The following is a 24,640-nucleotide window of genomic DNA, read 5'->3' as shown; positions in this document are numbered from 1 at the left end:
TCACCGTACCGACCTACCGTCACCCGGCGAGAGCGTCCAGGGATTCGGGGAGGATTTGCCCGCCGTCGACGACGATGGCCTGCCCGGTGAGATAGCGGGCCTCGTCGGTGGCCAGGAAGGCGGCGAGGTGGCCGATGTCTTCGGGAGTGCCCAGCGTCCCGGCCGGGATGGAGCGCGCCATGCCGGCGATGTAGTCCTCGCCCATCTCCTGCAGTCCCTCGGTGAGGATGTTCCCGGGCAGGATGGCGTTGACGGTGATTCGCTTGGCCGCGAGTTCGATTGCGGCCGTGCGCATGAAGCCCAGCTGGGCGGCCTTGGAGGCCCCGTAGTGCGACCAGCCGGGGAAGCCGGTGATCGGACCGGTGATCGACGACGTGATGACGATGCGTCCGGCGCCGCTGCGCGTCAGCGCCTCGAGGCAGGCCTGCACGCTGTAGACGGTGCCCTTGACGTTGACGTCGAGCACTGTGGACAGGTCGTCGGGCGTCATGGTTGCCAGGGGTGCCTCGGGGAAGATGCCGGCGTTGGCACACAGCACGTCGATACCGCCGAAGGCATCGACGGCGGCCTCGGCCATGGCCTGACAGGACCGAGGATCGGCGACGTCGACGGAGACGCCGATGACCTTGCCGGGCCCGAGCCCGTCGAGGCCGGCGACCGCGGTTTCAAGGTCGTGCAGCGACCGGGCCGCGACGGCGACGTTGGCGCCCGCGGTGGCGAAGACGGCGGCGATGCCGTAACCGATGCCCTTGGTGGCTCCGGTGACGACGACGTTCTTGTCGGCGAGATTGAACATGAGGCGCGTGTCCTGTCGGTCAGTGGGTGAGGGTCGGAGCGGCGGCAGGAACCTCTACCCGGAACCACGACGGGTCGGTGAGGTAGGCCTGTGCCAATTGTGCAGTGCCAGCGGCGTATCGATGCCCGAGTGTCTGTGCCGGTCCCGATTCTGGATGGCTGCCGATCCAGGCCGTCAGCATCAGCCGGCGCAGCATGACGAACGTGGGGATCTCGGCGAGGTCGGCGGCGGGGATGTCCCGGACACTGCGGTAGCCGGCGAGCCATTCGTCGATGATGCGCGCGGCGTCGGGGGTGTCCTCGATGAACGACACCACGGCACCGAGATCGGCGAGGTACCAGGACCAGCCGCAGTCGTCGAAGTCGATGACGGTGATCTTGCCGTCGTGGACCATCAGATTCGACATCCGCAGGTCGGCATGGACCAGCCCGAAGCGATCGGGCCCCATGCCGTACTCGGTGAGCCGCTCGATGACCTTGCGTTCGGCCTCTTCGATGATGGCGGCGTCCGCGGCGCTGAGCGCCGGGGCATCACGCCAGTTGCCCCAGCGACCGGCGGCGCCGAGCATCGTGTCCAGATCCCAGCGGAACCGCGTGAAGGTCTCGGGTCGCTGCCAGCGCTGGACGTGCTCGTGGAGCGTCGCGGTGATGGCGCCCAGCTCACTGAAGCTGATGTCCGAGGCGTCGTCCTCGGCGATGGTGCCCTCGACGAAGGTGAACATGTCGACCAGGCAGACGTCGTCGCCAATCCGGGCCTCCACCACGCGCCGGCCGTCGGGAGCGGGAATCACCTGAGGCGTCGTGATGGCGGAGTCGGACCGCAGGCTCTCCATCCAGTCGAGTTCGGATTCGATGGCCGCCAGCGAGTGGTAGCCGGGCCGGTGCACGCGCAGGACGTGGCGCCCGGTCTCCGATTCCACCAGGAAGGTGCCGTTCTCCGAGTAGCTCAAGAGCGTCACGGTCGCCGACTCGAGCTGGTAATGCGGCAGCGCGACGCGGGCGAAGCGTTCGTAGTCGGCTAGGGCTAGGTCGCGGGCCATGTCGCTCATTGTGGCTCTCCTGAACTGCGGTGTGGGCACGGTCACGTTTTGGTCTGGTCTGTTGTACCCCATGTCGGAACGAAAGTGAACCAAATCTGAAAATTGGTAACACCGGTTTTACGCTGTGGAAATGCTGGGAGCGCGACGGCGGTTCCGTCACGAGTGCGCAGGTAGTGAAGGTATTGACCCGATCGGACCGGTCTGGTAGCAATAGCGCTGTGCCGATGGCCTGGGGGTCCATTGGTCCAATGAATAGCTCAACCACTGCTCGATAGAGCAGACCAAATAAATCAAAAACCGGCCACCGTCGGCCGGGCCCATCTCCCATCAGATCGGATCGGTTAGCACCCATGAGTGAGATCGACGATTACCCACGAACCGCCCCACCGACTTCGGTGCCGCCCGGCAGCGGCCCCGGTGTGCAGCGGCTCAAGCCCAACGCCGTCGGCTTGATCGGTGTGCTGTTCATGGCGGTGGCCACCGCGGCTCCGATCACTGCGATGGTCGGCAATGTGCCCATCGCCGTCGGGTCCGGCAACGGCGCCGCCGCTCCTGCGGGCTACCTCATCGCCACCATCGTGCTGGGGCTCTTCGCCGTCGGCTATGCGGCGATGTCGAAGCACATCACCGCAACCGGAGCGTTCTACGGCTACATCTCCCACGGTCTCGGCAGGGTCGTCGGACTGTCGGCCGGGTTCCTGACCGCGATGGCCTACATGGTGTTCGAAGCCGCACTGGTCGGCATCTTCTCGTTCTTCTCCAGAGATCTGTTCGTCTCACTGTTCAACGTGCATCTGCCGTGGGTGTTGTTCGCGGTGGTGATGATCGTGGTGAACGCGGTCCTGACCTACTTCGACGTCAACCTGGCAGCGAAAGTGCTTGGCGTGCTGTTGATTACCGAGATCGTCATGCTGACTTTGATGGCCGGCTCGGTCGTCGTCACCGGCGGCGGCCCGGAGGGCTGGTCGTTCGGATCGCTCAACCCGGTCAACGGGCTGAAGGGACTGGACGCCGTCGTCCCGAATCTGAGCGGTGGCGGCACCGTCGTCGCCGTGGGCTCCGCCGGCGTCGGCTTGTTCTTCGCTTTCTGGTCTTGGGTCGGTTTCGAATCCAGCGCCATGTACGGCGAAGAGTCCAAGAACCCGAAGAAGATCATCCCCATCGCCATCATGTCGTCGGTGCTGGGCATCGGCGCCTTCTACGTCGTGGTGTCGTGGCTGGCGATCGTGGGCACTGGTCCCACCAAATCCATTGCCCTGGCGCAGAATACGAACACCGCCAGCGAGATCTTCATGATTCCGGTGCGCGACCATCTCGGCGGCTGGGCCGTGACGTTGTTCCAGATTCTGTTGACCACCGGCTCTTACGCGTGTGGCATGGCTTTCCACAACTGCGCAGCCCGCTACATCTACGCGATCGGCCGCGAAGACGTGCTGCCGGGCACCGCGAAGACGGTCGGTCGGTCACACAGCGTCCACGGTTCCCCGCATGTCGCCGGCTTCGTCCAGAGCGCAGCCGCCTTGGTGATCGTGCTGTGGTTCGCGGGCACCGGCCGCGATCCCTACGGTGACCTGTATGGCGTCATCGCGCTGCTGGGCACCGCGGCCATTCTGATCGTGCAGGCCTTGGCCGCGTTCTCCGTCGTCTCGTATTTCCATGTGCGCAAGCAACATCCGGAGACCGCGCACTGGTTCCGCACCTTGGTTGCCCCCGGGCTCGGCGGCATCGGCATGCTCTACGTCATCTACCTGCTGATCAAGAACGCCTCGTTCGCGGCGGGTACGGCGAAGGACGACATCGTGTTCGCCTCGATTCCCTGGATCGTCGGTGGTACCGGCCTCGCCGGCATCGTCGTGGCCCTCGTGCTGCGGGCCCGGTCGCCGCAGCGCTACGAACGGCTGGGCCGCGTCGTACTCGACGACGAACGCTGATAACCCGCCCGGACCCAGCGTCGATCGCTTCTATCGCAAGGACAACAAAGATGGCTTTCTCCACAATCATGGACTCCAACAGCTATACCGGCGGGGGAGAACTCGACCCCACCACCGATGCCATGGTCGAAAAGCGGCGATCGACGCTGGGCCCGTCCTACCGGCTCTTCTACAACCGGCCCGTCCACCTGGTGAGGGGCAGTGGTGCGCACTTATTTGATGCCGAGGGCAACAAGTACCTCGATGCCTACAACAACGTGGCGAGCGTCGGGCACTGCAACCCCCGCGTCGTCGAGGCCGTGACGCGCCAGATGGCGGAGCTGAACACCCACACCCGCTATCTGCACGGCGGCATCCTCGACTACTCCGAGCAGCTGCTCGCGACGTTCCCAGCCGAGATCTCGTCGATCATGTACACCTGCACGGGATCTGAGGCCAACGACCTCGCCGTGCGGGTTGCCGAGCAGTACAGCGGTGGTACCGGGGTCATCGTCACCGAGGAGGCCTACCACGGCAACAGCGCGCTGATCTCGGCGATGTCGCCCTCGCTGGGCGTCGGGGTGCCGCTGGGCACCAACGTCCGCACGGTGCCCGCGCCGGACTCCTACCGCATCGATCCGGCGCAACTGGGCCGCTGGTTCGCCGACCAGGTCAGCGCCGCGATCGCCGATCTCGAACGGCACGGGCACAAATTCAGTGCGCTGCTGCTGGATTCGATCTTCTCGTCCGACGGCATCTACGTCGACCCGTCGGTGCTGGGGCCGGCGGTCGAGGTGGTGCACCGTGCCGGCGGCGTGTTCATCGCCGACGAGGTCCAGCCGGGCTTCTCCCGTACCGGCGAGGCGATGTGGGGATTCCAGCGGCACGGCGTCGTACCCGATCTGGTGACCATGGGCAAGCCCATGGGCAACGGCATCCCGGTTGCCGCGATGGCCGCTCGCCCGGAGATTCTCGACGCCTTCGCGCGGGAAACCCCGTATTTCAACACCTTCGGCGGAAACCCGGTGTCGATGGCGGCCGCGCAGGCCGTCCTGGACGTCATCGTGGGCGACGGGCTCGCCGAACATGCCGTCGCCGTGGGCGATCAATGGCGATCTGAGCTCCGCACCTTGGCCAAGGACTACCCGTTCCTCGGCGACATCCGTGGCACCGGGCTGTACACCGGAATCGAGATCGTCACCGATCCGACGACCAAGGAGCACGACAGGGCCGCCGCCCAGCGCGTCGTCGACATGATGCGGGATAACCGCGTTCTGATCTCCGTCTGCGGCGGACATGGCAACATTCTCAAAGTGCGTCCTCCTCTGGTGTTCTCGATGTCCGACCTGGACTGGTTCATGACGGTGTTCGCGGCCGTCGTCAAGGAGCTCGCGTGAGCGCTTATCGCGAAGCGTTCGACGCCGCGGCCCAGCGGCCCGACGAGTTCTGGCTGACGGCCGCGCAGGCCATCGACTGGACCGTCCCGCCGACCCGCGCCCTGGACGATGCAGACGTTTCATCGGCGCCGCACTACCGCTGGTTTCCCGACGGGCAGCTCAACACCTGCTACAACGCCCTCGACCGGCATGTCGAGGCCGGCAACGGGGACCGCACCGCGCTGATCTATGACTCGGCGATGGTCGGTGTGCAACAGTCCTTCACCTACGCCGAACTCCTCGATCGCGTGGCGGGCTTCGCCGGAGTGCTTGCCGCACAAGGGGTCACCAAGGGTGACCGCGTGGTGATCTATCTGCCGATGATCCCCGAAGCGGTCATCGCGATGCTGGCGTGCGCCCGAATCGGCGCCGTGCACTCGGTGGTCTTCGGCGGGTTCGCGGCCAATGAGCTTGCCGCGCGCATCGACGACGCCCAGCCGGTGGCCCTGCTGACCGCCTCGGGTGGTCTGGAGCCGGGACGCACCGTCGAGTACCTGTCCGCCGTCGCCAAAGCACTGACGCTGACCAGCGCCGCGCCGGCCACGGTGATCGTCAAGAACCGCGGCGAGATCGCCGGCGACGCCACCGATTATCCGGGCTATCTGGACTGGGATGAGCTGGTGGCGGCTGCCGAACCCGTCGCCGCCGTACCCGTGGCCGCCACCGACCCCCTGTACATCCTCTACACCTCGGGCACCACCGGTAAGCCGAAGGGCGTCGTGCGTGACAACGGTGGGCATGCCGTCGCGCTGTCCTGGTCCATGAAGAACGTCTATGACATCAGCGCCGGCCAGGTGATGTGGACCGCCTCGGACATCGGATGGGTCGTCGGCAGCTCGTACATCGTCTACGGTCCACTGATCGCCGGTGCCACCACAGTGCTCTACGAAGGCAAGCCCGTGGGCACCCCCGACGCCGGTGCCTTCTGGCGGGTCATCGAACAGCACAAGGTCGACGCGCTGTTCACCGCACCGACCGCGCTGCGCGCCATCCGCAAGGCCGACCCGAACGCGGCAATGCTTGCCGGACATGACATTTCGACGCTGCGCAACCTCTTCGTCGCCGGTGAACGGCTGGACCCCGACACCTACGAGTGGGCGTCGACCGTCCTGCAGCGCCCCGTGGTCGACCACTGGTGGCAGACCGAAACCGGTTGGGCCATCTGTGCCAACCTGCGCGGGCTCGAACCGATGGCCATCAAAGCCGGCTCGCCGACCGTCCCCGTGCCCGGCTACCGCGTCGACATCGTCGACGCCTCCGGCAACCCCGTCGCGGCCGGAATCGAAGGCAACATCGTCATCAAGCTGCCGCTGCCGCCGGGCACCCTGGCCGGGCTGTGGCAGAACGATACGGGATTCGTGCGGTCCTACCTGTCCGCGTTCCCCGGTTACTACCTGACGGGCGACTTCGGTTACGTCGACGACGACGGATACCTGACGGTGCTGGGGCGCACCGACGACGTGATCAACGTTGCGGGCCATCGGCTTTCGACCGGGAGCATCGAGGCGGTCATCGCCGGGCACCGGGCCATTGCCGAGTGCGCCGTCATCGGCATCCACGACGACCTCAAGGGACAACGCCCCAGTGGCTACGTCGTATTGAAATCAGGGCAGTCCGTCGACCCTGACGTGCTGCAGCAGGAACTCGCGGGGATGGTCCGGGATCAGATCGGCGCCGTCGCCACCTTCCGTGATGTCACGGTCGTGGGCGCCCTGCCCAAGACCCGGTCGGGGAAGATCCTGCGAAAGACCATGCGGCAGATCGCCGAAGGAGCCGACTACGTCGTCCCGTCGACCATCGAGGACAGCTCGGTGATCGACGCGCTGATCCCGGTGCTGCGGCCGAGCTAGCGCCCGGCGACGCCGGGTAAGTTGGCGGCAATGTGGGGTTCTGTGGCGGTACTGGCGCTGCCTATCGCGTTCGATCCGGTGCGCCTCGGCGTCAATTTGTTGCTGATCTCGCGGCCGCGCCCGGCGCAGAACCTGCTGGTCTACTGGGTCGGCTGTGTGACCGCGAGCGTCATGCTGCTGTTGCTCCCGCTGCTGGCGCTGCACTTCACCGATCTTGCGTGGGTGCACGATCTGGCCAACCCGCGGACCACCGCCAGCGCGACCATGCGGCACATCCAGGTGGTCGTCGGCGTGCTGCTGCTGACCATCGCGGCGGTGACGGCAGTGCGGTTGGTGACCCGCCGGCGCACGCCGGATGCGGACGTCTCACCCATTTCGAAGTTGTTGCAGCGGGACCCGGACGCGCCGCCGCGGGGCGGATTGCTGGGACGCGCGCAAAGAGCCTGGGAGAGCGGGGCGCTGTGGGTCGCCGCCGTGATCGGTTTCTGGGCCGGCCCCAACCCGTCACTGGTGCTGTTCGCCCTCACGACCATCCTGGCGTCGGGTGCCGCGATCGGCACGCAGCTCGGCGTCGCGATGGTATTCATCGTGGTGAGCCTCGCCGTGGTTGAGGTGGTGCTGCTCTGCAACGTCGTCACCCCGACGAAAACCCAAGCGGCGCTGCGGAATGTGCACGACTGGGTGCGCGGCTACCGGCAGCAGATCGTGGTGGCCATCGTGACGCTCGTCGGCCTGGCGTTCGTGGCCCAGGGCGCCGGCCTGTTGGCGTAGGGTTGAACCCGGCTCCAACTGGGAAAAGAGTGGGGATGACTGATCACGAGGTCCACCACGACGGGTACCCGACACAGCGCAGAAAAGTTCGCTTCGACTGGTCGGATACCCCGCTGCACTGGGTTCCCGGAGATCCGTTCTCCACGCACATGCTGAACGTGTTGCATCTGATGTTGCCGGCAGGCGAGCGTTGGTTCATTCAGGTCGTCAACGAGGCGGAACCGCTCGTGGACGATCCCGAGATGAAAGCCGCGATAAAGCCGTTCGTGCAGCAGGAGGGCTGGCACGCCCAGGCGCACCAGATGGTTCTTCAGCATCTGGCGCAGCAGGGCATCGACACCACGCCGTTCACCGGCACGATGGAAGAGGAACTGCCCGCGGTGGGTGACAAGCAGTCGCGATTGCCGCGGGCACTGCAGCGCTGGTCGCTGTACCAGCGCCTGGCGGTTGCCGCGGCATTGGAACCCTTCAACGCGGCACTGGGCCAGTGGACCATCCAGAACCGCGGCCTCGACTACGCGGGCGCCGATCCGACGATGCTCGACCTGCTGCGCTGGCATGGCGCGGAGGAAATCGAGCACCGGGCGCTGGTGTTCGACATCTACCAGTATCTGTGCGGCAACTACGTCATGCGGGCGTTGACCATGCTGCTGACCGCGCCCGGCTTCCTGTTCACCTGGTACCGGGGCCTGCGGTACCTGATGGATACCGACCCGACCATCTCGGCGAAGCCACGCTGGCGCGACTGGTTGCGGGCCTCCAGGCAGTACCGGGTGCCGGGTCCGTGGCTGCTCATGGTGACGGTGCCGTTGCGCTACATCCGGCCCGGCTATCACCCCAACACCGAGGCATCGACGCAGATGGCGCTGGATTACCTGGCGTATTCACCGGTGGCGCGGGCCGCGCGGGAACGGGCCGAAGCCGCGGGTCAGTAGTCGAGCTGCGCCTTCAGGCCGAACTCCGCGAGGGTGCCGGATACGATGCCCCGCAGCTCATCTCGGGTGTTGGGCCGCCCTGGAAGATACGCAGAGATCCTGATCGACATCTTCCCGGCCGCCCGGCCCGAGGACAGGAACATCTGCCCGCCCATGGCCTCCAGCAAGCCCTTCGTGATGTCGGGCTCGACCGATCGCATGGACAGGTAGGCGGCATCGGTGCCGTCGGGCCGGTTCACCGCCGGCGGCACGTCGCCGACGTTGGAGCACGTGACCGGAAGGATGGTGCCGCCTGCTGCCATCGCGGCGATTTTCCGGACCGCCCACTTCGGCGTGATCGCCGCCAGTGCGGTCGGCGCCAGCGACTCGTCGTCGGGATTCTCGATGGTCTCCAGGGTGGCGCGGGTGATCTTCGCGCGGATGTCGCCGAGGTCCTTGGCCACATGCGTCGGGTCGACCACGACGTCGGCGCTCGTCAGCGCGTTGGCGCGGGTATCGCCGTCGGTCCGGCGCGACAGCACGAACCGTAGGGTGACCGTACCGTCCCCCTGGACGCGCCCGGTGGCCACCGCGAGTCGGCACGCGATACCGGCTATGAGCGAGTTACTACTGCCACCAAGGCTTTTCGCGCGAGCGTCCCACTCGTTCAGGTCGATCTGTGCGGTGAGTCCTGGTACGTCGACGGTCTGATCGGCATCGGTCCTGCTCGAGGCAGCCGGTGCCGCTTTGGCGGGCGTGCCGAGTTCGCCCCGTTCGCCCCGTTCGCGTCGGGCCATTCGAGCCACGGCGGCCACGGCGCGTGCCATGTCGGGCAGATCCTTGACCGTCTGCCGCAGATCCTCACGCAGTGCGCGGCCGCGCGGGCGTGCTCCCGCGGGCAGATAACCCAGGTCGGGTGTCTTGCCCTCGACAGCGTCGGCGACCGCCTGCCCGAAGGCGATGGCGTCGACGATGAGATGCGAAGCCACGAGACTGACAGCCGTCGCACCACCCTCGAGCGGCAGCACACCGAGATGCCATCCGGGGCCCTGCTCGGGATCGAGGGGCAACCGGACGCGTTCGTCGGACCACGCGCTCACCGCAGCGCGCGGCCGCGGCGTGGTGGCGAAATCGATGTCCTGCGACGCCGGAGGCAAGACCCAGCGATCCCGCGCGAACGGCAGCGACGACCGCTCGATTCTGCGGCCCAGCAATCCCGATCCGAGATTGCGGTGAAACCGCCGCAACGCATCGACGTCGACGGCCCGGTCGTAGATCCAGGTCATCTGCAGGATCGTGCCGTGACTCGCGCGAAGTGCGAGGAACGCGGTCTGGTCCAGGTAGGCGAGCCGGTCGTCCACCGGGGCACCGGCACCCGGGCCGACGTGCGCCACCGCCGGCGCCGTCGGAGCAGGGGTCTCGGTGAGCGATCCGGCAAGGTGATCGGCGAGCGCCCGGGGGCTCGGATGGTCGAAGATCAGGGTCGGCGGCAGAGCCAGCCCGGTCGCGGTTTTGAGGCGGTTGCGTAGTTCGACCGCCGTCAGCGAGTCAAACCCCAAATCCTCGAACGCGGCATCGCGGTCAATGTCCTCGGACGTGGGGTGGCCCTGGACCGCCGCCGCGTGCGAACACACCAGCGCGGTCAGCAGCTCGTGTTGTTCGCCCCGGGACAACGCCTTCAGGCGCTGGGTCAGCGCCGACGTCGACCCGCCGGCATCGGTGGGATTGGTGGGGTTGGTGGTCAACCGCCGCCGCGGGCTGCGCACCAGCCCGCTGAACAACACCGGCAGACCACCGCTGCGCGCCTTGGCATTGAGCGCTGTCCGGTTCAGGAGCGCCGTCACCGCGCTGGGGTGACCGATCGTCAGCGCGTCGTCGAACAACGTCAGGGCCTGCCCGGGGTTCATCGGAACGAGCCCGCTACTGCTGATCCGAGCCAGGTCCCGATCGTTCAGATGAGCCGTCATACCGCTGGGCTGCTCCCACAGCCCCCACGCCAGGGACGTGCCGGGCAATCCCAGGGCTTTCCGGTGCGCGGCGAAACCGTCCAAGAACGCATTCGCTGCTGCGTAGTTGCCCTGACCCGGTGCACCCACGGTGCCGGCGATCGAGGAACACAGCACGAACATCGACAAATCCAGCTCACGGGTGGCTACGTGGAGGTTCCATGCCGCGTCGACCTTGGCGCGCAGCACTGTCGTGAGCCTGTCGGGGGTCAGTGACGCGATCACCGCGTCGTCGAGCACCCCGGCGGCATGGATCACTCCACGCAATGGCGGGCAGCGCTGTGCCACGTGCGCCACCAGCGCTGCGACCGCGGCCATATCAGCCACGTCGCAGGCCAGCACGTGCACTTCGGTGCCGGCCTGTGCCAATTCGGCGGCCAGCGCGGCGACCCCGTCGGCACGGTCGCCGCGTCGACTAGCCAGTACCAGGTGGCGGACCCCGTAGGCGCGGACCAGATGGCGGGCCAGGTGTGCGCCGACCAATCCGGTGGCACCGGTGATCAGCACCGTGCCGTCGCCGAGCCGATCAGCCAGCGCTGTCGGCATGGTCAAGACCACCTTGCCGATATGGCGCGCCTGACTGATGAACCGGTAGGCCTCCACTGCGCAGCGGACGTCCCACGTGGTGACAGGAAGCGGCTGCAGTTGCCCGGTTTCGAAGAGCTTCGTCAACTCGCACAGCATTGCCTGCAGCCGCTGTGGTCCGGCCTCGGAGAGGTCGAACGCCTGGTACCGAACACCGGGATGGGTTGCGGCAACCGCTTCCGCGTCGCGGATGTCGGTCTTGCCCATCTCGATGAAACGCCCACCGCGGACCAACAACCGCAGTGACGCATCGACGAACTCACCGGCCAACGAGTCCAGCACCACGTCGACTCCGCGGCCGCCGGTGGTGGCCAGGAATCTGGCCTCGAAGTCGACCGAGCGGGAATCGCCGATGTGGTCTTCGTCAAAACCCATGGCGCGCAACGTGGTCCACTTGCCAGGGCTCGCGGTGACAAAGACTTCCGCCCCGAAGTGGCGAGCCAGTTGCACGGCAGCCATGCCCACCCCGCCCGTCCCCGCGTGCACGAGCACCGACTCCCCGGCACAGACCCCGGCCAAATCCGTCAACGCGTACAGGGCGGTCAGGAACGCCACCGGCGCGCCCGCGGCCTGCTCGAGCGACCAGCCCTGCGGCACCGTCGTCAGCAACTGCCCGTCGACCACCGCCACCGGGCCCGTGCCGGCCAGCACCCCCATCACGGCGTCGCCGACTGCGACGCCGGTGGCGCCGGGACCGGTCTCGACCACTACTCCGGCGCCCTCTGCACCCAGCACCGGGGCATGGCCGGGATACATGCCCAACGCCGCCATCACGTCGCGGAAGTTGACCCCGACCGCCGCCACTGCCACCCGGACCTGGCCGGCTTGCAGCGGTGCTTCGGCCTCGGGGCAGGGCCGGATCACCAGATTTTCCAGCGTTCCGCCGCTGCCGACCGCGAGCTGCCACGCCGATTCACCTGACGGTGGCGCCAAAAGTGCAGGGGCAGAGGCCAACCGGGCGGCGTGCACCTTGCCGGCCCGCACCAGCAATTGTGGCTCGCCGGCAGCGACCAGCGCGGCCACATCCAGCGTCGCGTCCGAGTCGAGCAGCACGATCCGGCCCGGGTTCTCGGCCTGCGCCGAACGCACCAGACCCCACACCGCCGCGGCCGCCAGATCGCTGACATCCGTCCCGGGCAATCCCACCGCGCCGCGGGTCGAGACCACCAGCGTGCCGGCCCGGTCCTCGGCCAACCAGTGCTGCAGCACCTCGAGGGCGGCGCGGGTGGCGTCATGCACTGCGCCCACCACGTCGTCACGGCCAGACTCGCACTCCCACACCACCACCGCGTCGTGGTCTGCCGCAGCACCGGACCGGAAGTCTGCCCAGGACCGCGTCGCATGCGGCAGAGCGCCATCAATAGTGTTGTGGTCCAACGATATCGGAGTCCAGATCACTTCCAGTGGCCCGTGATCGGGGCCACCGGCAGCGGTGGGCAATCGGCCGGCGCTCATCGGACGGGTGACCAGCGAGCGCACCGTCAGCACCGGCGAACCGGCACTGTCGGCCACTTCCACAGATATCTCGTCGTGTCCCAGTGCCGTGATGCGGGCCCGTACCCGCCCGGCACCGCCGGCATGCAGTGACACCCCGCGCCACGAAAACGGCAGCACCGTCTGCGTGGTGTCGATGGCCAGTCCCATGACGTGCAGCACCGCATCCAAGACAGCTGGATGGATTCCCATCTCATCGCCCGGCATTCCGATCTCGGCGGGTGCGGCGACTTCGGCGAAGAGGTCGGTGCCGCGTCGCCAGATCGCGACCAATCCTTGGAACGCCGGTCCGTACCCGTATCCGCGCTCCGCCAGCCGCGCGTAGCCGTCGGTGATGTCTACGCGCTCCGCCCCGGGCGGCGGCCACACCGACAGGTCCGCCGAAGGCTCCACGGCAGTGACCATCAGGGTGCCCTCAGCGTGCAGCAACCACTCCGCCTCGGATTCGTCGCGACGTGAGTACACCGAGACCGGGCGGCTCCCCGTCTCCGCGGCGGCGCCCACCACCACCTGAAGCCGGGCCCCGGCGTCTTCGTCCAGGACCAGCGGCGCGGCCAGCACCAACTCCTCGATGGCTCCGCAACCCACCTCATCGGCGGCCCGGATGGCCAGCTCCACAAAACCGGTCCCGGGAAACAGGATCACACCGCCCACCATGTGATCGGCCAGCCATGGTTGATCCGCCGGCGACAGCCGACCGGTCAGGACCACTCCGCCGGAGTCAGGCCGCTCGACGACCACGCTCAGCAACGGATGGTGTGCGTCACCCAGACCCAGATCGGCGGTGTCCCCAGGGCCGGTGGCGGCCGGTACCGACCAGAAGCGGCGCCGCTGAAATGCGTAGGTAGGCAATTCGATCCGGCGTCCACCCGATCCGGCGAGAGCCGCCGGCCACTGCACTGCCATACCGGTGGTGAACAGCCGGGCGGCGCCGCTCATCAGTGCATCCAACTCCGGGCGACCTTTGCCGAGTAGCGACACCACGACCGGCTCGGCCGGTGACAACGACTGTTCGATGGACGCAGTCAGGCCGCTACCGGGACCGACCTCGACGAAGTGGGTGACTCCATGTGCCTGCAGATTCCGGACGCTGTCGGCGAAACGAACGGGCCGGCGAATGTGCTCTACCCAGTACTGCGCCGAGCCGAAGCCACCGTCGGCGTCCACCGGCTGCGCCGTCACATTCGAGACCAGCGCAATCTGGGGCTCCCGCACCTGGACCCCGGCGGCAACCCGCGCGAACTCGTCGAGCATCGGTTCCATCAACGGTGAGTGGAATGCATGCGAGACCGCGAGCGGGTGCACCCGGCGGCCCTGGGCGGCCAGCCGCTGCGCGGTTGCGGTCACGGCGCTCCGCACACCCGAGATCACCACCGACTCGGGAGCATTGATCGCCGCGATCGCCGCTCCCTCTGCCAACAGCGGCGCCACGTCGTCTGCAGCGGCGCTCACCGCAGTCATCGCGCCACCTGAGGGCAGAGCCTGCATCAGACGTCCCCGCGTCGCCACCAGGAGCGCGGCGTCGGGCAGCGTCAACGCTCCGGCGACGTACGCTGCCGAAAACTCGCCCACCGAATGCCCCATGACGAAGTCCGGCGTCACACCCCAGCTCCGCAGCACCGCGAACGACGCGACCTCCACGGCGAACAGCGCCGGCTGCGCGAATTCCGTCAGATCGAGCAGACCGCTGTCGGAATCCCAGAGCACCTGGCGTAGCGGCAACCGCAGATGCCGATCCAGCTCATCGGCCACTGCGTCAAAAGTCTTGGCGTACACCGGCAATTGGTCATACAACTGCCGGCCCATCCCGAACTGTTGGGACCCCTGCCCGGGGAACACCACCACTGACTTTCCCACCGGCCCCGCGCGACCGGTCACCACGGCCGCGTCCGGCTCGCCGGCGGCCAACCGCGCCAGTCCCGCGGTGAGCGCCTGACGATCGGCGCCCAGCACCACCGCTCGATGCTCGAACGTCGAACGCAGGGCCAGCGAATACGCCACATCGACCGGCTCGAGCCGCGGATCAGCGCGCAGATGGGCCGACAACCGGGCCGCCTGTGCCGTCAGCGCCTCGGCTGACTTGCCCGAAATCACCCATGGGAGCACCGGCGGATCTCCCTGGGCCACAGGGGCGGTCTCCGGCTCGTCGACCGGGCCCTGCTCCAAGATCACATGCGCATTGGTGCCGCTGATCCCGAACGACGACACACCCGCCCGCCGCGGACGCCCATCCTGCGGCCAAGCCCGCGCCTCGGTCAGCACCGATACCGCGCCGCGGTCCCAATCGACTCGCGGGGAGGGCACGTCCACGTGCAGCGTCGCCGGCATCAGGCCATGGCGCATCGCCTGCACCATCTTGATCACGCCGGCCACGCCTGCGGCGGCCTGGGTATGCCCCATGTTCGATTTGATCGAGCCCACCCACAACGGCCGGCCAGGCGGGCGCTCTTGTCCGTAGGCAGCCAAAAGTGCTTGCGCTTCAATGGGATCGCCCAACGTGGTGCCCGTGCCGTGCCCCTCCACCACGTCCACGTCGGCGGCGGTCAACCTGGCGCTGGTCAGTGCTGCCCGAATGACCCGCTGCTGGGACGGCCCGTTGGGCGCGGTCAGGCCGTTGGAGGCGCCATCCTGGTTGACCGCACTACCGCGCACCACCGCCAACACCGAATGCCCCAACCGGCGGGCATCGGACAACCGTTCCAGCACCAGCACCCCGGCGCCCTCGCCCCACGCCGTCCCATCGGCGCCTCCCGCAAAGGCCTTACACCGGCCATCGGGAGCCAGCCCCCGCTGCCGGCTGAACCCGACGAAAGTCTCCGGCGACGTCATCACCGTCACGCCACCGGCCAATGCCAGATCGCATTCCCCCGACCGCAATGACTGCGCGGCCCAGTGCAGCGACACCAGCGAAGAGGAGCACGCGGTGTCCACCGACACCGCGGGTCCCTGGAGCCCGAGCACATACGCCACCCTGCCCGAGGCCACACTCAACGCCGAGCCGGTCAGCCCGTAACCTTCCAACCTGTCGGTGCCCGCGGCGCCGTATCGCTGTGCGAAGACTCCGGTGAACACCCCGGTGGCCGATCCCTGCAGCGACGTGGGGTCAATCCCGGCCTGCTCCAAGGCTTCCCACGAACATTCCAGCATCAACCGCTGTTGTGGATCCATCGCCAGCGCCTCACTGGGCCCGATTCCGAAGAACCCCGCATCAAAGCCGGCCGCGTCCGTGAGGAAACCACCCCAGCGCGTGTAGATCTTGCCCGCCGCATCGGGATCCGGGTCGAACAAACCCTTGGCATCCCAACCGCGATCGGTCGGAAAGTCCGACACCACGTCCCGGGCATTGGCCACCATGTCCCACAGGCCCTGTGGGGTGTTCACCCCGCCGGGGAACCGGCACGCCATTCCCACGATTGCCACCGGCTCATCGACCGGCGCTGACGGGGCCGGCGCGAGCGGGCTGCTCCCCGAGGCCAATTGAGCTTCCACGTGCTGAGCCAGTTGCGAGATCGAACCGTAGTCCCAGCCCACCGTGTCCGAGAGGTGCAGCCCGGTAACCGCCGCCAGTCGATTACGAAGTTCCACAGTCATTTTCGAGTCGAAGCCGAGTTCAGAAAACGCGAGATCCCGATTCAACGTCTGCGGGCCGGGCAGCCCAAGCATCTTCGCGACCTCAGCACCTACCGTATCGGCCACGAGCCGGTGCTGTTCCTGCCGCAGGCCGGCGAGCCGCTCGCTGAGCGTCACGTCGCCGACAGGAGTGGCCGGTGCCGTGACCGACGGTGGCACGACGCTGGGGAGGTCCCAAATCGGCGGCACCGGGCGCTCGGTGCGCAGTTCGGTGCGGAGAAGCTTGCCGGTCGGCGTCCGGGGCAACTGCTCGACAACGGCGAACCTGTGCGGCACCTGCACGGCGGAGAGCTGAAACAGCAACCGCTGGTGGAGGTCTCGGATGGCCGAGTCGTCGATGACGGCATCTTCAGCAGGGATGAGAAACGCCTGCAGGGTCGAGACGCCGACCGATTCCGCTACCGCGACGACCGCGGCGTGGGCGACTCTGTCGTCCTCGGTGATGAGCCGCTCGATCTCGCGCGGATTGACGTTGACGCCGCCGATGATCTCGGTGTCGTCCGTGCGGCAGCAATACGTGACCCACCCGTCGGTGTCGACGGACACCCGGTCCCGGGTGTCGAGCCACTCGCCGTCTCGCCGGAGAAGTCTCGCCGGACGGTTCCAGTAGCCCGGCGATATCGACGGGCCCCGCACCCAGAGGACGCCCTCGACACCGGGTCCGGCGGCGGTGCTCTCGGCGGTGACAACGCGAATCTCATAGGGCGGAAGGACTTTTCCGATGGTTCCCGGCCGCCAGCTCTCGACGGTGTTCGACACGAAGGTCTGCCCGACTTCGGTCGAGCCGATGCCGTCCAGTATCGGGATGCCGCCGAAGAACTCCGTCATCCGCTCGGCGAGACGGACGTCCAGCGCCTCGCCCGCCGACACCACGGCGCGAAGCGAACGGAATGAGTCCGGTGAGCACATATCGACAATGCGTGCGAAAAGTGTTGGTACGCCGTAAAGCACCGATGCGCCGAAGGTCGCGCTCAGGCCGGCCGTGGCATCCGCGGTCACCGGCCGGGGATTGATGACCGCCGAACCGCCTGTCGCGAGCGGGAACCAGACGGAGTTCCCCAGCCCGTACGCGAAATACATGGGGGCGCTGCACAGTCCGGTGTCGTCGGAGGTGAGCCGCAACGCTCGGTCGCACATGGCGTCGACGTAGGCCCGCACGTCGGAGTGCCGATGGAGAGCGGCCTTCGGTGCGCCCGTCGTGCCGGAGGTGTAGGTGGCGTAGGCGTGTGCATCGGCACTCACCTGCGCGTAGCCGGCCGGTTCGGCATCGGCGGCTTCAGAAATCAGCTCCGCGGCTTCGGCGCCGGCCGCCTGTCGAAAGTGGTCGAGGAGAGTGCCGGTGGTGATGACGAGCGCGGGCTCCGTGTCTTGTTCGGCGAATGCGTGATCGCGGCGATTGAGTTCGGGATTCGCCAGGAACACCACGATGCCTCGCCCGAGGCACGCCAGCATCAGCTGTACGAGTTCCGGCGAATCCGGCAGGCACAACAGGACGCGGTCTCCACCCGACAGGCCGCGGCGCTGCAGCACAGTCCCCAAACATGCTGCCCCGTCGTGGATTTGACCATGGGTGACGACGTGCGGCCCGTAGTAGGCCGGCAGGTCCCGCCATCCGGCGCGCGCCGCGCGTTCGGCCAGCAGCTCTGCCAGATTTCCATTCGGCATGGCGGGCTCCGTCATGACGTTTCCGGGGAGAAGTCGAGGAAGTACTCGGTGACGATGATGGCGGGATGTCCTCCGATGAGGATGCGGTACCGGCGGCCAACGGGTTTCGGTGCCGAGGTCTGTCCGGTGGCGGCCGCGAGCCAATCGGGTGGTTCCGCGATCCAGACGTCGGCCGGCTCCTTGAACGTTTCGAGGCGGCTGGCGGCCATGATTTCACCGATGGGCGAGTTCGTGGTCATCAACTCTGCCGTAATCGAGCCGGGCAGCAGATCGATGGCGATGAGCGACTCGGCCCCCACGAATCGGCGGCCTGAGCTGCGGCCGTTGAGCAGGATGCGGCGCTGCAGGATTCTGCTGTCCGACAACTGCTCCCACGCCGCCATGTCGCGTGAATGAATCTGCTGCTCGATGATCTGCACAACGATCTCTTCGTCGGTGACGACGCCGAGAATCCGGGTTAGGGTGCCGTTCGTCGCTATCAGTATCCGCAGGTCCCGATTGAGCTGGTGGATATCTTCACCAGCCAGAAAGCACTCAGTCATGTGGCCGTTCCTCGTCGTGGCTGTGCCGCCCGCGTCTGCCCATCAGAAAGTGCGCGTGGGTTCCTCTCTTTCACTCAGAACGTGCGGTTCATGATGCGCCACGAGTGCGCGCCGCGCATGGCGAACTCGCGGAAAATGATCTGGTTGTGCGACTTTCGCGGCGCGGAAGGATTGCCTAACCATAGCGGGAGGCTGCGGCGCAACGGCGATTGGTAGCGTGAAATAAGCACTGTGACAATGTTTTTCACGCAGCTGGAATAGGATTCGATTCTTTCGGGCCCTCGCAGCGTAGGCAGGTGACCGATTCGAAGGTGAAGTCGCCGCACCGGGGACAGAAGAAGTCGAGCATGTGCGTGCCTCTCTGAGGGGACAGTAGTGGCTCGTCTCTACCCGGCTGCCCGCACGGTGAAACCGCACGTGTGCTGGTTGACAGTCGGTTCACAGCAACGCCGCTGGAGCGCTCACGGCGCGCAGATCAAGCGCGACGGGGTGCGGCGAGGCGCTCGCGGCGCAGCAGCTCAACCTCGGGGAGGTCGAGGGGCGGTAGGTCGCCGACCACCTGGGACAGCAGGTAGTCGGCCAGCTCCGGGTTGCGGGCCAGGCACGGGCCATGGAGGTAGGTGGCGACCACGCTGCCCTGCACGACGCCGTCGTAGCCGGAACCCGCGCGATTGCCGGCGCCCTTCTCGACGCGTGCCAGGGGCTGGGCGAGCGGCCCGAGATCAGTTCCGCCGCGGTGGTTTTCGAAGCCGGTGAGCTTCTGGGTGAGGCCGTCGATCACCGGCACCGAGGCCACTTCGCCGATGGTGCGCTCGGGCTGCGGAGAGGTGGTGACATCCAGGAGCCCGACGCCGTCGACGCGCTCGCCCGACGACGTCTCATACCAGTGTCCGAGCACCTGGATGGCAGCGCAGATGGCCAGCACCGGGGTGCCGCGTTCGGCCGCGCGCTGCAGCCCCGGGTACTGCAGCAGGTGCCGGGTCGCCAGGCGCTGCGCGTAGTCCTCGGCGCCGCCGAGGGTATAGAGGTCCATCGAATCCGGCACCGGGTCGTTCAGCGTGATCTCGACGATCTCCGCGTCAATTCCCCTGAGCCGCAGGCGCTGTCGCAGGACGACGGCGTTGCCGCCGTCGCCGTAGGTGCCCATGACGTCGGGCAGGACCAGGCCGATCTGAACGGGAGTCGTTTTGCTCCTCACGTCCGCGCCAGTGCTCATGCCAGCTCCCGATTCAGCTGCAGGAACGCCGTGTAGTTCGCGATCACCTCGACGTGGCCGGGCGGGCACGACTTGATGGCGGCCACGGTGTCGTGTACCAACGTGTGGTCGACGCTCGCATAGCCCAGCCGCACCGCGAGATCGGTACCGCGCTCGCCGGCCGAAACGATGGGCGCCGGGAAGTCCACGAAGTGCTCGAAGTTCACGTCCCACAGCCAGGACAGGTCTTCGCCGTCGGGCACCTGGCCGTTCACCGAAATAACCGCTCCCGCAACATCACTGGAAACCATTGACAGCGCCTCCTGCCAGCCGGCGGGATTCTTGGCCAGCAGCATGCGCACGGTGTGCTCGCCGACCTGCAGGGTGCGGTACCGTCCCGCGACCTCGTCGACCGTCGACACCGCGGCCACCGCGGCGGCGGGCGACGCACCCAACGCGACCGCCGCAGCCACGGCCTGCGTGGCGTTGCCGCGGTTCACCGTGCCTGGCAGAGCCAGCATCATCGGCGCGGTAAAGCCTTCCGGCCCATAGATATTCGTTTCGTCGTACCACCACTGCGGGGTCGGCCTGGAGAAGTCGGTCCCGGTGGAGTGCCAGTGCCCGTTCTCCCGGACGATCACCTCGCCGCTGCGCGGGCAGCTCACGGAGTCGCCGGACCAGCCGCCACCGGCGGCCACCCACACCACGTTGGGACAGTCGTACGCTGCGGAAGTCACCAGGACGTCGTCGCAGTTGGCCACCACGACGGCGTTGGGGTGCCGCGCCAGCCCGGCGCGCAACGTGCGTTCGATGTGGTTGATCTCGCCGACGCGGTCCAGCTGGTCGCGGGACAGGTTGAGCAACACGATCACCGATGGATCCACCGTGTCGGACACGTGCGGCACGTGCATCTCGTCGACCTCGAGTGCGGCCAGCGCAGCCTTGCGTGACCCGGCCAGCGCGGCGATCAGCCCGGCGTCCATGTTGGCGCCCTCGCTGTTGGAGGCCACGGGCCCGATGGTCGCCAGCGCGGCGGCCGTCATCCGCGTGGTCGTGGACTTGCCGTTGGTGCCGGTGACGACGACGGAGCGCCGCCCGGAACCGAGCTGTCCGAGGATCGACGGGTCCAGCTTCATGGCGACGAGCCCGCCGATCATGGCGCCGGCACCGCGGCCCGTCACCCGCGACGCCCACCGGGCGGCGGCGCCCGCGCCCAGCGCGACACGTCCTCGTGCGGTGATCATCCCCGGAATTCTAGGAGGACGGCCCCGAATGTGACGACACGTGTGAGGGCGCCCACTTACGGCAGCCGGACACTCGGCCGCTTGCGCACGATGCCGTCGTCGAGCATCTGCTGGAAGTGGTCGGTGACGGTCTGGTCGATGGGCCGGTACACCAAACCAAGCTCGCTCTGGCTGCGGCTGGCGTCGAAGACCAGGGGGTAGCCCACGTTGGTATCGACGAAATCGCGCGTCAACCCGATGACCGGTGCGACGGCCTTTACCGCGACCTTGGGCACGTTCAGCCACGGGAACGGATAGAGCACGCCGAACTTCGCGCGCAGAATCTGGCCGATCTCCAGCAGGCTCAGCGAGGCGGCGTTGACGAGGTAGCGGCCGTGCGCTTCGGGGGTGTAGCCGGCCCGCAGGTGCGCATCGGCGACATCGCGGACGTCCACCACGCCCATGGTCAACTCGGGCGCACCGGTCAGCATGGTGCCGTCGGCGAACTGCTTCATGGTCGCCAAGCTCGCCGAGTCGCTGGCGCTGGTCAGCGACGGGCCGAGCACCAGGCCCGGGTGGATGGTGACCAGGTCCCAGCGGTCCTGCGCCTTCTGATAGCGCCATGCCTCCCGCTCGGCCACGGTCTTGGAGTACGAATACGGCTGGTGGTCGACGCTGCTGGTGGTGTTCCACTGGTCCTCGGTGAACACGCCGCCGGGGACGTCGCGGGATTCGCGGGCGTCGCCGTAGATCGCGACCACGCTGCTGGTCAGCACCACGCGCTTGACGCTCTCGGTGCGGTTCACCGAATCCAGCACGTTGCGGGTGCCTTCCAGCGCCGGCCGGACGAGCGACTCTGCCGGGTCGGTGACGCCCTGCAGCAGGAACGGCGACGCCGTGTGCATGACGAGCTCGCAGCCGGCCATCGCCTCGTCGAAGCTGCCGGTATCGAGCAGGTCCGCTTTGAAGAGCTTGAGCCTGCCGGGATGGTCGGCCGACAGCTTATGGAGGTGCTCCAGGCCGGTTGGCTTCTGCGGATTACGTACCGTGCCGTGCACCGTGTGCCCGGCTTCGAGGAGGTAGCGAACGATCCAGCTGCCGATATACCCGCTGGCGCCGGTGACGAGGACGGGGGCGTCTGGGGCGATCGTGGTCATGGTTTCAGGCCTTTCCTGCCAGCGTGATGGCGTCAGGGATCGTGCGGCCGGGGAATCCGATGCGGTCGACCAGCGGGCGGACCAAGCCGGGCACGCGGGCGACGACCGAGTTACGTCTCGGCGCGACGATCAAGGGGGCGCGGTGTTCGATGCCCGTGACGATAGCCTCGACCACCTCGTCGAGGGGGATCATCTTCCACAATCCAGATTTGTTGCCGCCCCACAGCGTGTGGCCGGCTGGGTCGTCGTGGACGTCGTCCATCATCGGCGTCTTGAAGAACGTCGGGTGGACGCTGCCGACGGTCACTCCGTAGTGGCGCAGTTCGAGCCGGGTGGCGTCGCACAGTGCCCAGACGCCCGCCTTGCTGGCGACATACGGACCATTGAGCGGCGAGTGGACGAAGGCGGCCATCGAAGACACCGCGAGCAGATGGCCTCTCTGCTTCTTGACGTGTGGGACCGCAGCCCGGAAGGTGCGCCACACCCCGCTGAGGTTGATGTCGATCACGCGCTCGAACACTTCCGGCTCCAGGGTTTCCAGCGGCGCCATGGACGCGATGCCCGCGTTGGCGACCACGACGTCGACTCGGCCGAAGTGTGCGGCCGCGGCGTCGACCGCCGACTGCAGGCTGCCGAGGTCGCGCACGTCCGCGGCCCAGCCGCGGGCGACGGTGTCCGGCCCCAGCTCCGCGGCTTGTCGCTGCGCCAGGTCACCGTCGAGGTCGAGCAGGGCGAGGTTGGCGCCGCGCGCCCGGAGTTGCCGCGCGACGGCGGAGCCGAGGCCTCCTGTCGAACCGGTGAGGACCACGGTGCGGCCGGCGAGGTGATACCGCGTCACGATGCGGCCGCCGGAACGTGGCGGGACAGGAAGTCGAGCTGGTCGGTGACGTTGCGTTCGAACTCCTCGCCGACGTAGATGTCGAAATGACCGGTGTCGTAGAGCTTGATCTCGCCCCGGGGTGCCTGCGCGGCGTACTTCTGGGTGGGCCCTGGCGGGGCGACGGCGTCCTGCTCGCAGATGGCGAAAAAGATCGGGCAGGTGACGTTGCGGGCCCGGCGGCCGGGGAAGTGACGCACGATCTGCAGGGCGAAGCGCGCGGCGACGTCGCGTTCGATGTCGGCATCCGGCGGCAAGAGGTTCTGGATCCCGGCGACCGAGTCGGGTGAGGTCATCAGTGCCGTCGACCCAGGCGGCCCGTACGTCGGGACCATGACCGGTTGGTGGCCGAGGAGGGCGCCGATCTGATCCCGCAACGCGCGGGCAGTGACCTTGGCCGACGTCAACGGCGGGATGGCGAACGACGACGCGAGGCCGTCGGTGAACGGACACTGCGCGATCGCCGCGGCAAGCCGCTTGTCCTGCGCGGCGGTGACGATCACGTGCCCGCCACCGAACGAGGTTCCCCAGACCACGACGCGGTCGGGATCGACGCCGCCAAGGGTGCGGGCGTACGCGACAGCGCTGCGCCAGTCTTCGAGCTGCCGGTCGATGTCGAGCAGTTGGCGCGGCTCGCCCGAGCTGGCACCGAAGTGCCGGTAGTCGAAGACGAGGCAGGCGTACCCGGCGGCGGTGAAGCGCTCGGCAAAGGCGTCGAGGCGCATTTCTTTGACGCCGCCGAGACCGTGGGCCATCACGATGATCGGCCGGTTTGCGGGGGCGGGGGTTGTGGGCGTGTACAGCCAGGCGGCGCAGGTGGCGTCGCCCGACGGGAAAGTCGCATCGGTGCGGGTCATGTAGCGAGAATATGTAAGTGAATCCAAAATTGTAAGTACTTCTAAAAGTGGTACCGGTTACACTCTGGGCGTGGCCGATCCCGGGATGACCAGAACGCAGCGACGGGCCGAGGCCAACCGGCGCTCCGTCGTCGACGCTGCCCGCGAGATCATCGCGACCGAAGGTGTACACGGGCTGAATCTCGAGGCCGTCGCCGAGCGGGCGGACGTCGCACTGCAGACCGTCTACAACCGCGTGGGCGGGCGGGCCGCGTTGCTCACCGCAGTCGCCGAGCAGGCGATGGAGGAGAACCGGGCCTACATGGACGCGGCATACGCGGCAGACGGGACGGTGGAAGAGCGAATTATGCTGGCGGCCAACGCGTATGCCCGCTTTGCCCGCGAACGTCCGCACGAATTCCAGATCCTCGTCGAACCGCCGGACGTCCCGGACGCGGTCGACCGCATCGCGGAGTTGACCCGTACCCAGAACGCGAAACTCGCGGCCGTGCTGCGCTCAGGTATCGAGGCCGGGCTGGTGAATCCCGCGCTCGACCCCGATGACCTCGCGACCGTGTTCTGGGCGACCTTCAACGGCCTGCTGGCTCTGTCCTGGCGTCCCGGCGCATTACGGTCCGGTCCGGAAGAAATCGACCGATTGCTCGCGGCATACCTGGCCACGGTCGCAGACGGTCTGCGCGTCCGGGTCTGATC

General features: G+C 67.5%; 16 protein-coding genes. 6 read left to right on the top strand and 10 right to left on the bottom strand.

Translation table 11 applies throughout. The features are described 5' to 3' along the window. Window positions 1-19: 19 nt before the first annotated feature. Window positions 20-796 (bottom strand): 3-oxoacyl-ACP reductase FabG, encoded by a 777-nt coding sequence (gene fabG / locus AC3WTE_RS13375; RefSeq protein WP_492438099.1) that lies wholly within the window; start codon window positions 794-796, stop codon window positions 20-22. 19 nt (window positions 797-815) lie between these two features. Further along, window positions 816-1,844, bottom strand: coding sequence for a phosphotransferase enzyme family protein (locus AC3WTE_RS13370; RefSeq protein WP_492438097.1), 1,029 nt, complete (start codon window positions 1,842-1,844; stop codon window positions 816-818). Between the two features lie 341 nt (window positions 1,845-2,185). Between AC3WTE_RS13370 and AC3WTE_RS13365 the strand changes: the two genes are divergently transcribed. The 5 genes from AC3WTE_RS13365 to AC3WTE_RS13345 are packed head-to-tail and all read left to right on the top strand — an operon-like array spanning window position 2,186 to window position 8,737. Then, the gene (locus AC3WTE_RS13365; protein ID WP_492438095.1) at window positions 2,186-3,766 is read left to right on the top strand and encodes an APC family permease; all 1,581 of its coding nucleotides are present in this window, start codon (window positions 2,186-2,188) and stop codon (window positions 3,764-3,766) included. A 50-nt stretch (window positions 3,767-3,816) separates the two neighbouring features. After that, window positions 3,817-5,142: an aspartate aminotransferase family protein gene (locus AC3WTE_RS13360; protein ID WP_492438093.1), complete on the top strand. Its 1,326-nt coding sequence runs from the start codon at window positions 3,817-3,819 to the stop codon at window positions 5,140-5,142. Continuing rightward, window positions 5,139-7,031: an AMP-binding protein gene (locus AC3WTE_RS13355; protein ID WP_492438091.1), complete on the top strand. Its 1,893-nt coding sequence runs from the start codon at window positions 5,139-5,141 to the stop codon at window positions 7,029-7,031. Before AC3WTE_RS13360 ends, AC3WTE_RS13355 begins: the two co-directional genes overlap by 4 nt. A 30-nt stretch (window positions 7,032-7,061) precedes the next feature. Continuing rightward, on the top strand, window positions 7,062-7,802 hold the full coding sequence (locus AC3WTE_RS13350) for a GAP family protein (RefSeq protein ID WP_492438090.1): 741 nt from the start codon (window positions 7,062-7,064) through the stop codon (window positions 7,800-7,802). A gap of 35 nt (window positions 7,803-7,837) precedes the next feature. After that, the gene (locus AC3WTE_RS13345) at window positions 7,838-8,737 is read left to right on the top strand and encodes a metal-dependent hydrolase (RefSeq protein WP_492438088.1); all 900 of its coding nucleotides are present in this window, start codon (window positions 7,838-7,840) and stop codon (window positions 8,735-8,737) included. On the opposite strand, the gene AC3WTE_RS13340 is transcribed toward AC3WTE_RS13345, so the two are convergent. From AC3WTE_RS13340 to AC3WTE_RS13305, 8 genes are all read right to left on the bottom strand, one after another. Then, the gene (locus AC3WTE_RS13340) at window positions 8,731-18,111 is read right to left on the bottom strand and encodes an SDR family NAD(P)-dependent oxidoreductase (RefSeq protein WP_492438086.1); all 9,381 of its coding nucleotides are present in this window, start codon (window positions 18,109-18,111) and stop codon (window positions 8,731-8,733) included. The genes AC3WTE_RS13345 and AC3WTE_RS13340 overlap by 7 nt on opposite strands. Then, window positions 18,108-18,638, bottom strand: coding sequence for a chorismate--pyruvate lyase family protein (locus AC3WTE_RS13335; protein WP_492438084.1), 531 nt, complete (start codon window positions 18,636-18,638; stop codon window positions 18,108-18,110). Before AC3WTE_RS13335 ends, AC3WTE_RS13340 begins: the two co-directional genes overlap by 4 nt. 74 nt (window positions 18,639-18,712) lie before the next feature. After that, window positions 18,713-18,886, bottom strand: coding sequence for a hypothetical protein (locus tag AC3WTE_RS13330; protein WP_492438082.1), 174 nt, complete (start codon window positions 18,884-18,886; stop codon window positions 18,713-18,715). A 227-nt stretch (window positions 18,887-19,113) separates the two neighbouring features. Further along, window positions 19,114-19,854, bottom strand: a complete 741-nt coding sequence (locus AC3WTE_RS13325) for a type 1 glutamine amidotransferase (RefSeq protein WP_492438080.1) — start codon at window positions 19,852-19,854, stop codon at window positions 19,114-19,116. Beyond that, window positions 19,851-21,077, bottom strand: a complete 1,227-nt coding sequence (locus AC3WTE_RS13320) for a Mur ligase family protein (protein WP_492438078.1) — start codon at window positions 21,075-21,077, stop codon at window positions 19,851-19,853. Before AC3WTE_RS13320 ends, AC3WTE_RS13325 begins: the two co-directional genes overlap by 4 nt. A 56-nt stretch (window positions 21,078-21,133) precedes the next feature. Then, window positions 21,134-22,213, bottom strand: a complete 1,080-nt coding sequence (locus AC3WTE_RS13315) for an SDR family oxidoreductase (RefSeq protein ID WP_492438076.1) — start codon at window positions 22,211-22,213, stop codon at window positions 21,134-21,136. 4 nt (window positions 22,214-22,217) lie between these two features. Further along, window positions 22,218-23,051 carry an SDR family NAD(P)-dependent oxidoreductase gene (locus AC3WTE_RS13310; protein WP_492438074.1) on the bottom strand — a complete coding sequence of 278 codons (834 nt, stop codon included), beginning with the start codon at window positions 23,049-23,051 and terminating at the stop codon, window positions 22,218-22,220. Then, window positions 23,048-23,947 carry an alpha/beta hydrolase gene (locus tag AC3WTE_RS13305; protein WP_492438072.1) on the bottom strand — a complete coding sequence of 300 codons (900 nt, stop codon included), beginning with the start codon at window positions 23,945-23,947 and terminating at the stop codon, window positions 23,048-23,050. Before AC3WTE_RS13305 ends, AC3WTE_RS13310 begins: the two co-directional genes overlap by 4 nt. 85 nt (window positions 23,948-24,032) lie before the next feature. Between AC3WTE_RS13305 and AC3WTE_RS13300 the strand changes: the two genes are divergently transcribed. After that, a complete protein-coding gene (locus tag AC3WTE_RS13300; protein ID WP_492438283.1) occupies window positions 24,033-24,638 on the top strand; it encodes a TetR/AcrR family transcriptional regulator in 606 nt (201 codons plus the stop codon). The last annotated feature ends 2 nt before the right edge of the window (window positions 24,639-24,640 follow it).

It is taken from the genome of Mycobacterium sp. FW102-FHT13B02 (genome assembly GCF_058790275.1).
This window is presented reverse-complemented; position numbering and strand designations above follow the sequence as displayed.

What these genes read in the sequence shown, in the direction of transcription:
- AC3WTE_RS13350 (WP_492438090.1), top strand. Translation starts at nt 7,062, where the DNA reads ATGTGGGGTTCTGTGGCGGTACTGGCGCTGCCTATCGCGTTCGATCCG.
- AC3WTE_RS13305 (WP_492438072.1), bottom strand. Translation starts at nt 23,947, where the DNA reads ATGACCCGCACCGATGCGACTTTCCCGTCGGGCGACGCCACCTGCGCC.
- AC3WTE_RS13315 (WP_492438076.1), bottom strand. Translation starts at nt 22,213, where the DNA reads ATGACCACGATCGCCCCAGACGCCCCCGTCCTCGTCACCGGCGCCAGC.
- AC3WTE_RS13325 (WP_492438080.1), bottom strand. Translation starts at nt 19,854, where the DNA reads ATGAGCACTGGCGCGGACGTGAGGAGCAAAACGACTCCCGTTCAGATC.
- AC3WTE_RS13320 (WP_492438078.1), bottom strand. Translation starts at nt 21,077, where the DNA reads ATGATCACCGCACGAGGACGTGTCGCGCTGGGCGCGGGCGCCGCCGCC.
- AC3WTE_RS13300 (WP_492438283.1), top strand. Translation starts at nt 24,033, where the DNA reads ATGACCAGAACGCAGCGACGGGCCGAGGCCAACCGGCGCTCCGTCGTC.
- AC3WTE_RS13340 (WP_492438086.1), bottom strand. Translation starts at nt 18,111, where the DNA reads ATGACGGAGCCCGCCATGCCGAATGGAAATCTGGCAGAGCTGCTGGCC.
- fabG (WP_492438099.1), bottom strand. Translation starts at nt 796, where the DNA reads ATGTTCAATCTCGCCGACAAGAACGTCGTCGTCACCGGAGCCACCAAG.
- AC3WTE_RS13360 (WP_492438093.1), top strand. Translation starts at nt 3,817, where the DNA reads ATGGCTTTCTCCACAATCATGGACTCCAACAGCTATACCGGCGGGGGA.
- AC3WTE_RS13345 (WP_492438088.1), top strand. Translation starts at nt 7,838, where the DNA reads ATGACTGATCACGAGGTCCACCACGACGGGTACCCGACACAGCGCAGA.
- AC3WTE_RS13335 (WP_492438084.1), bottom strand. Translation starts at nt 18,638, where the DNA reads ATGACTGAGTGCTTTCTGGCTGGTGAAGATATCCACCAGCTCAATCGG.
- AC3WTE_RS13370 (WP_492438097.1), bottom strand. Translation starts at nt 1,844, where the DNA reads ATGAGCGACATGGCCCGCGACCTAGCCCTAGCCGACTACGAACGCTTC.
- AC3WTE_RS13365 (WP_492438095.1), top strand. Translation starts at nt 2,186, where the DNA reads ATGAGTGAGATCGACGATTACCCACGAACCGCCCCACCGACTTCGGTG.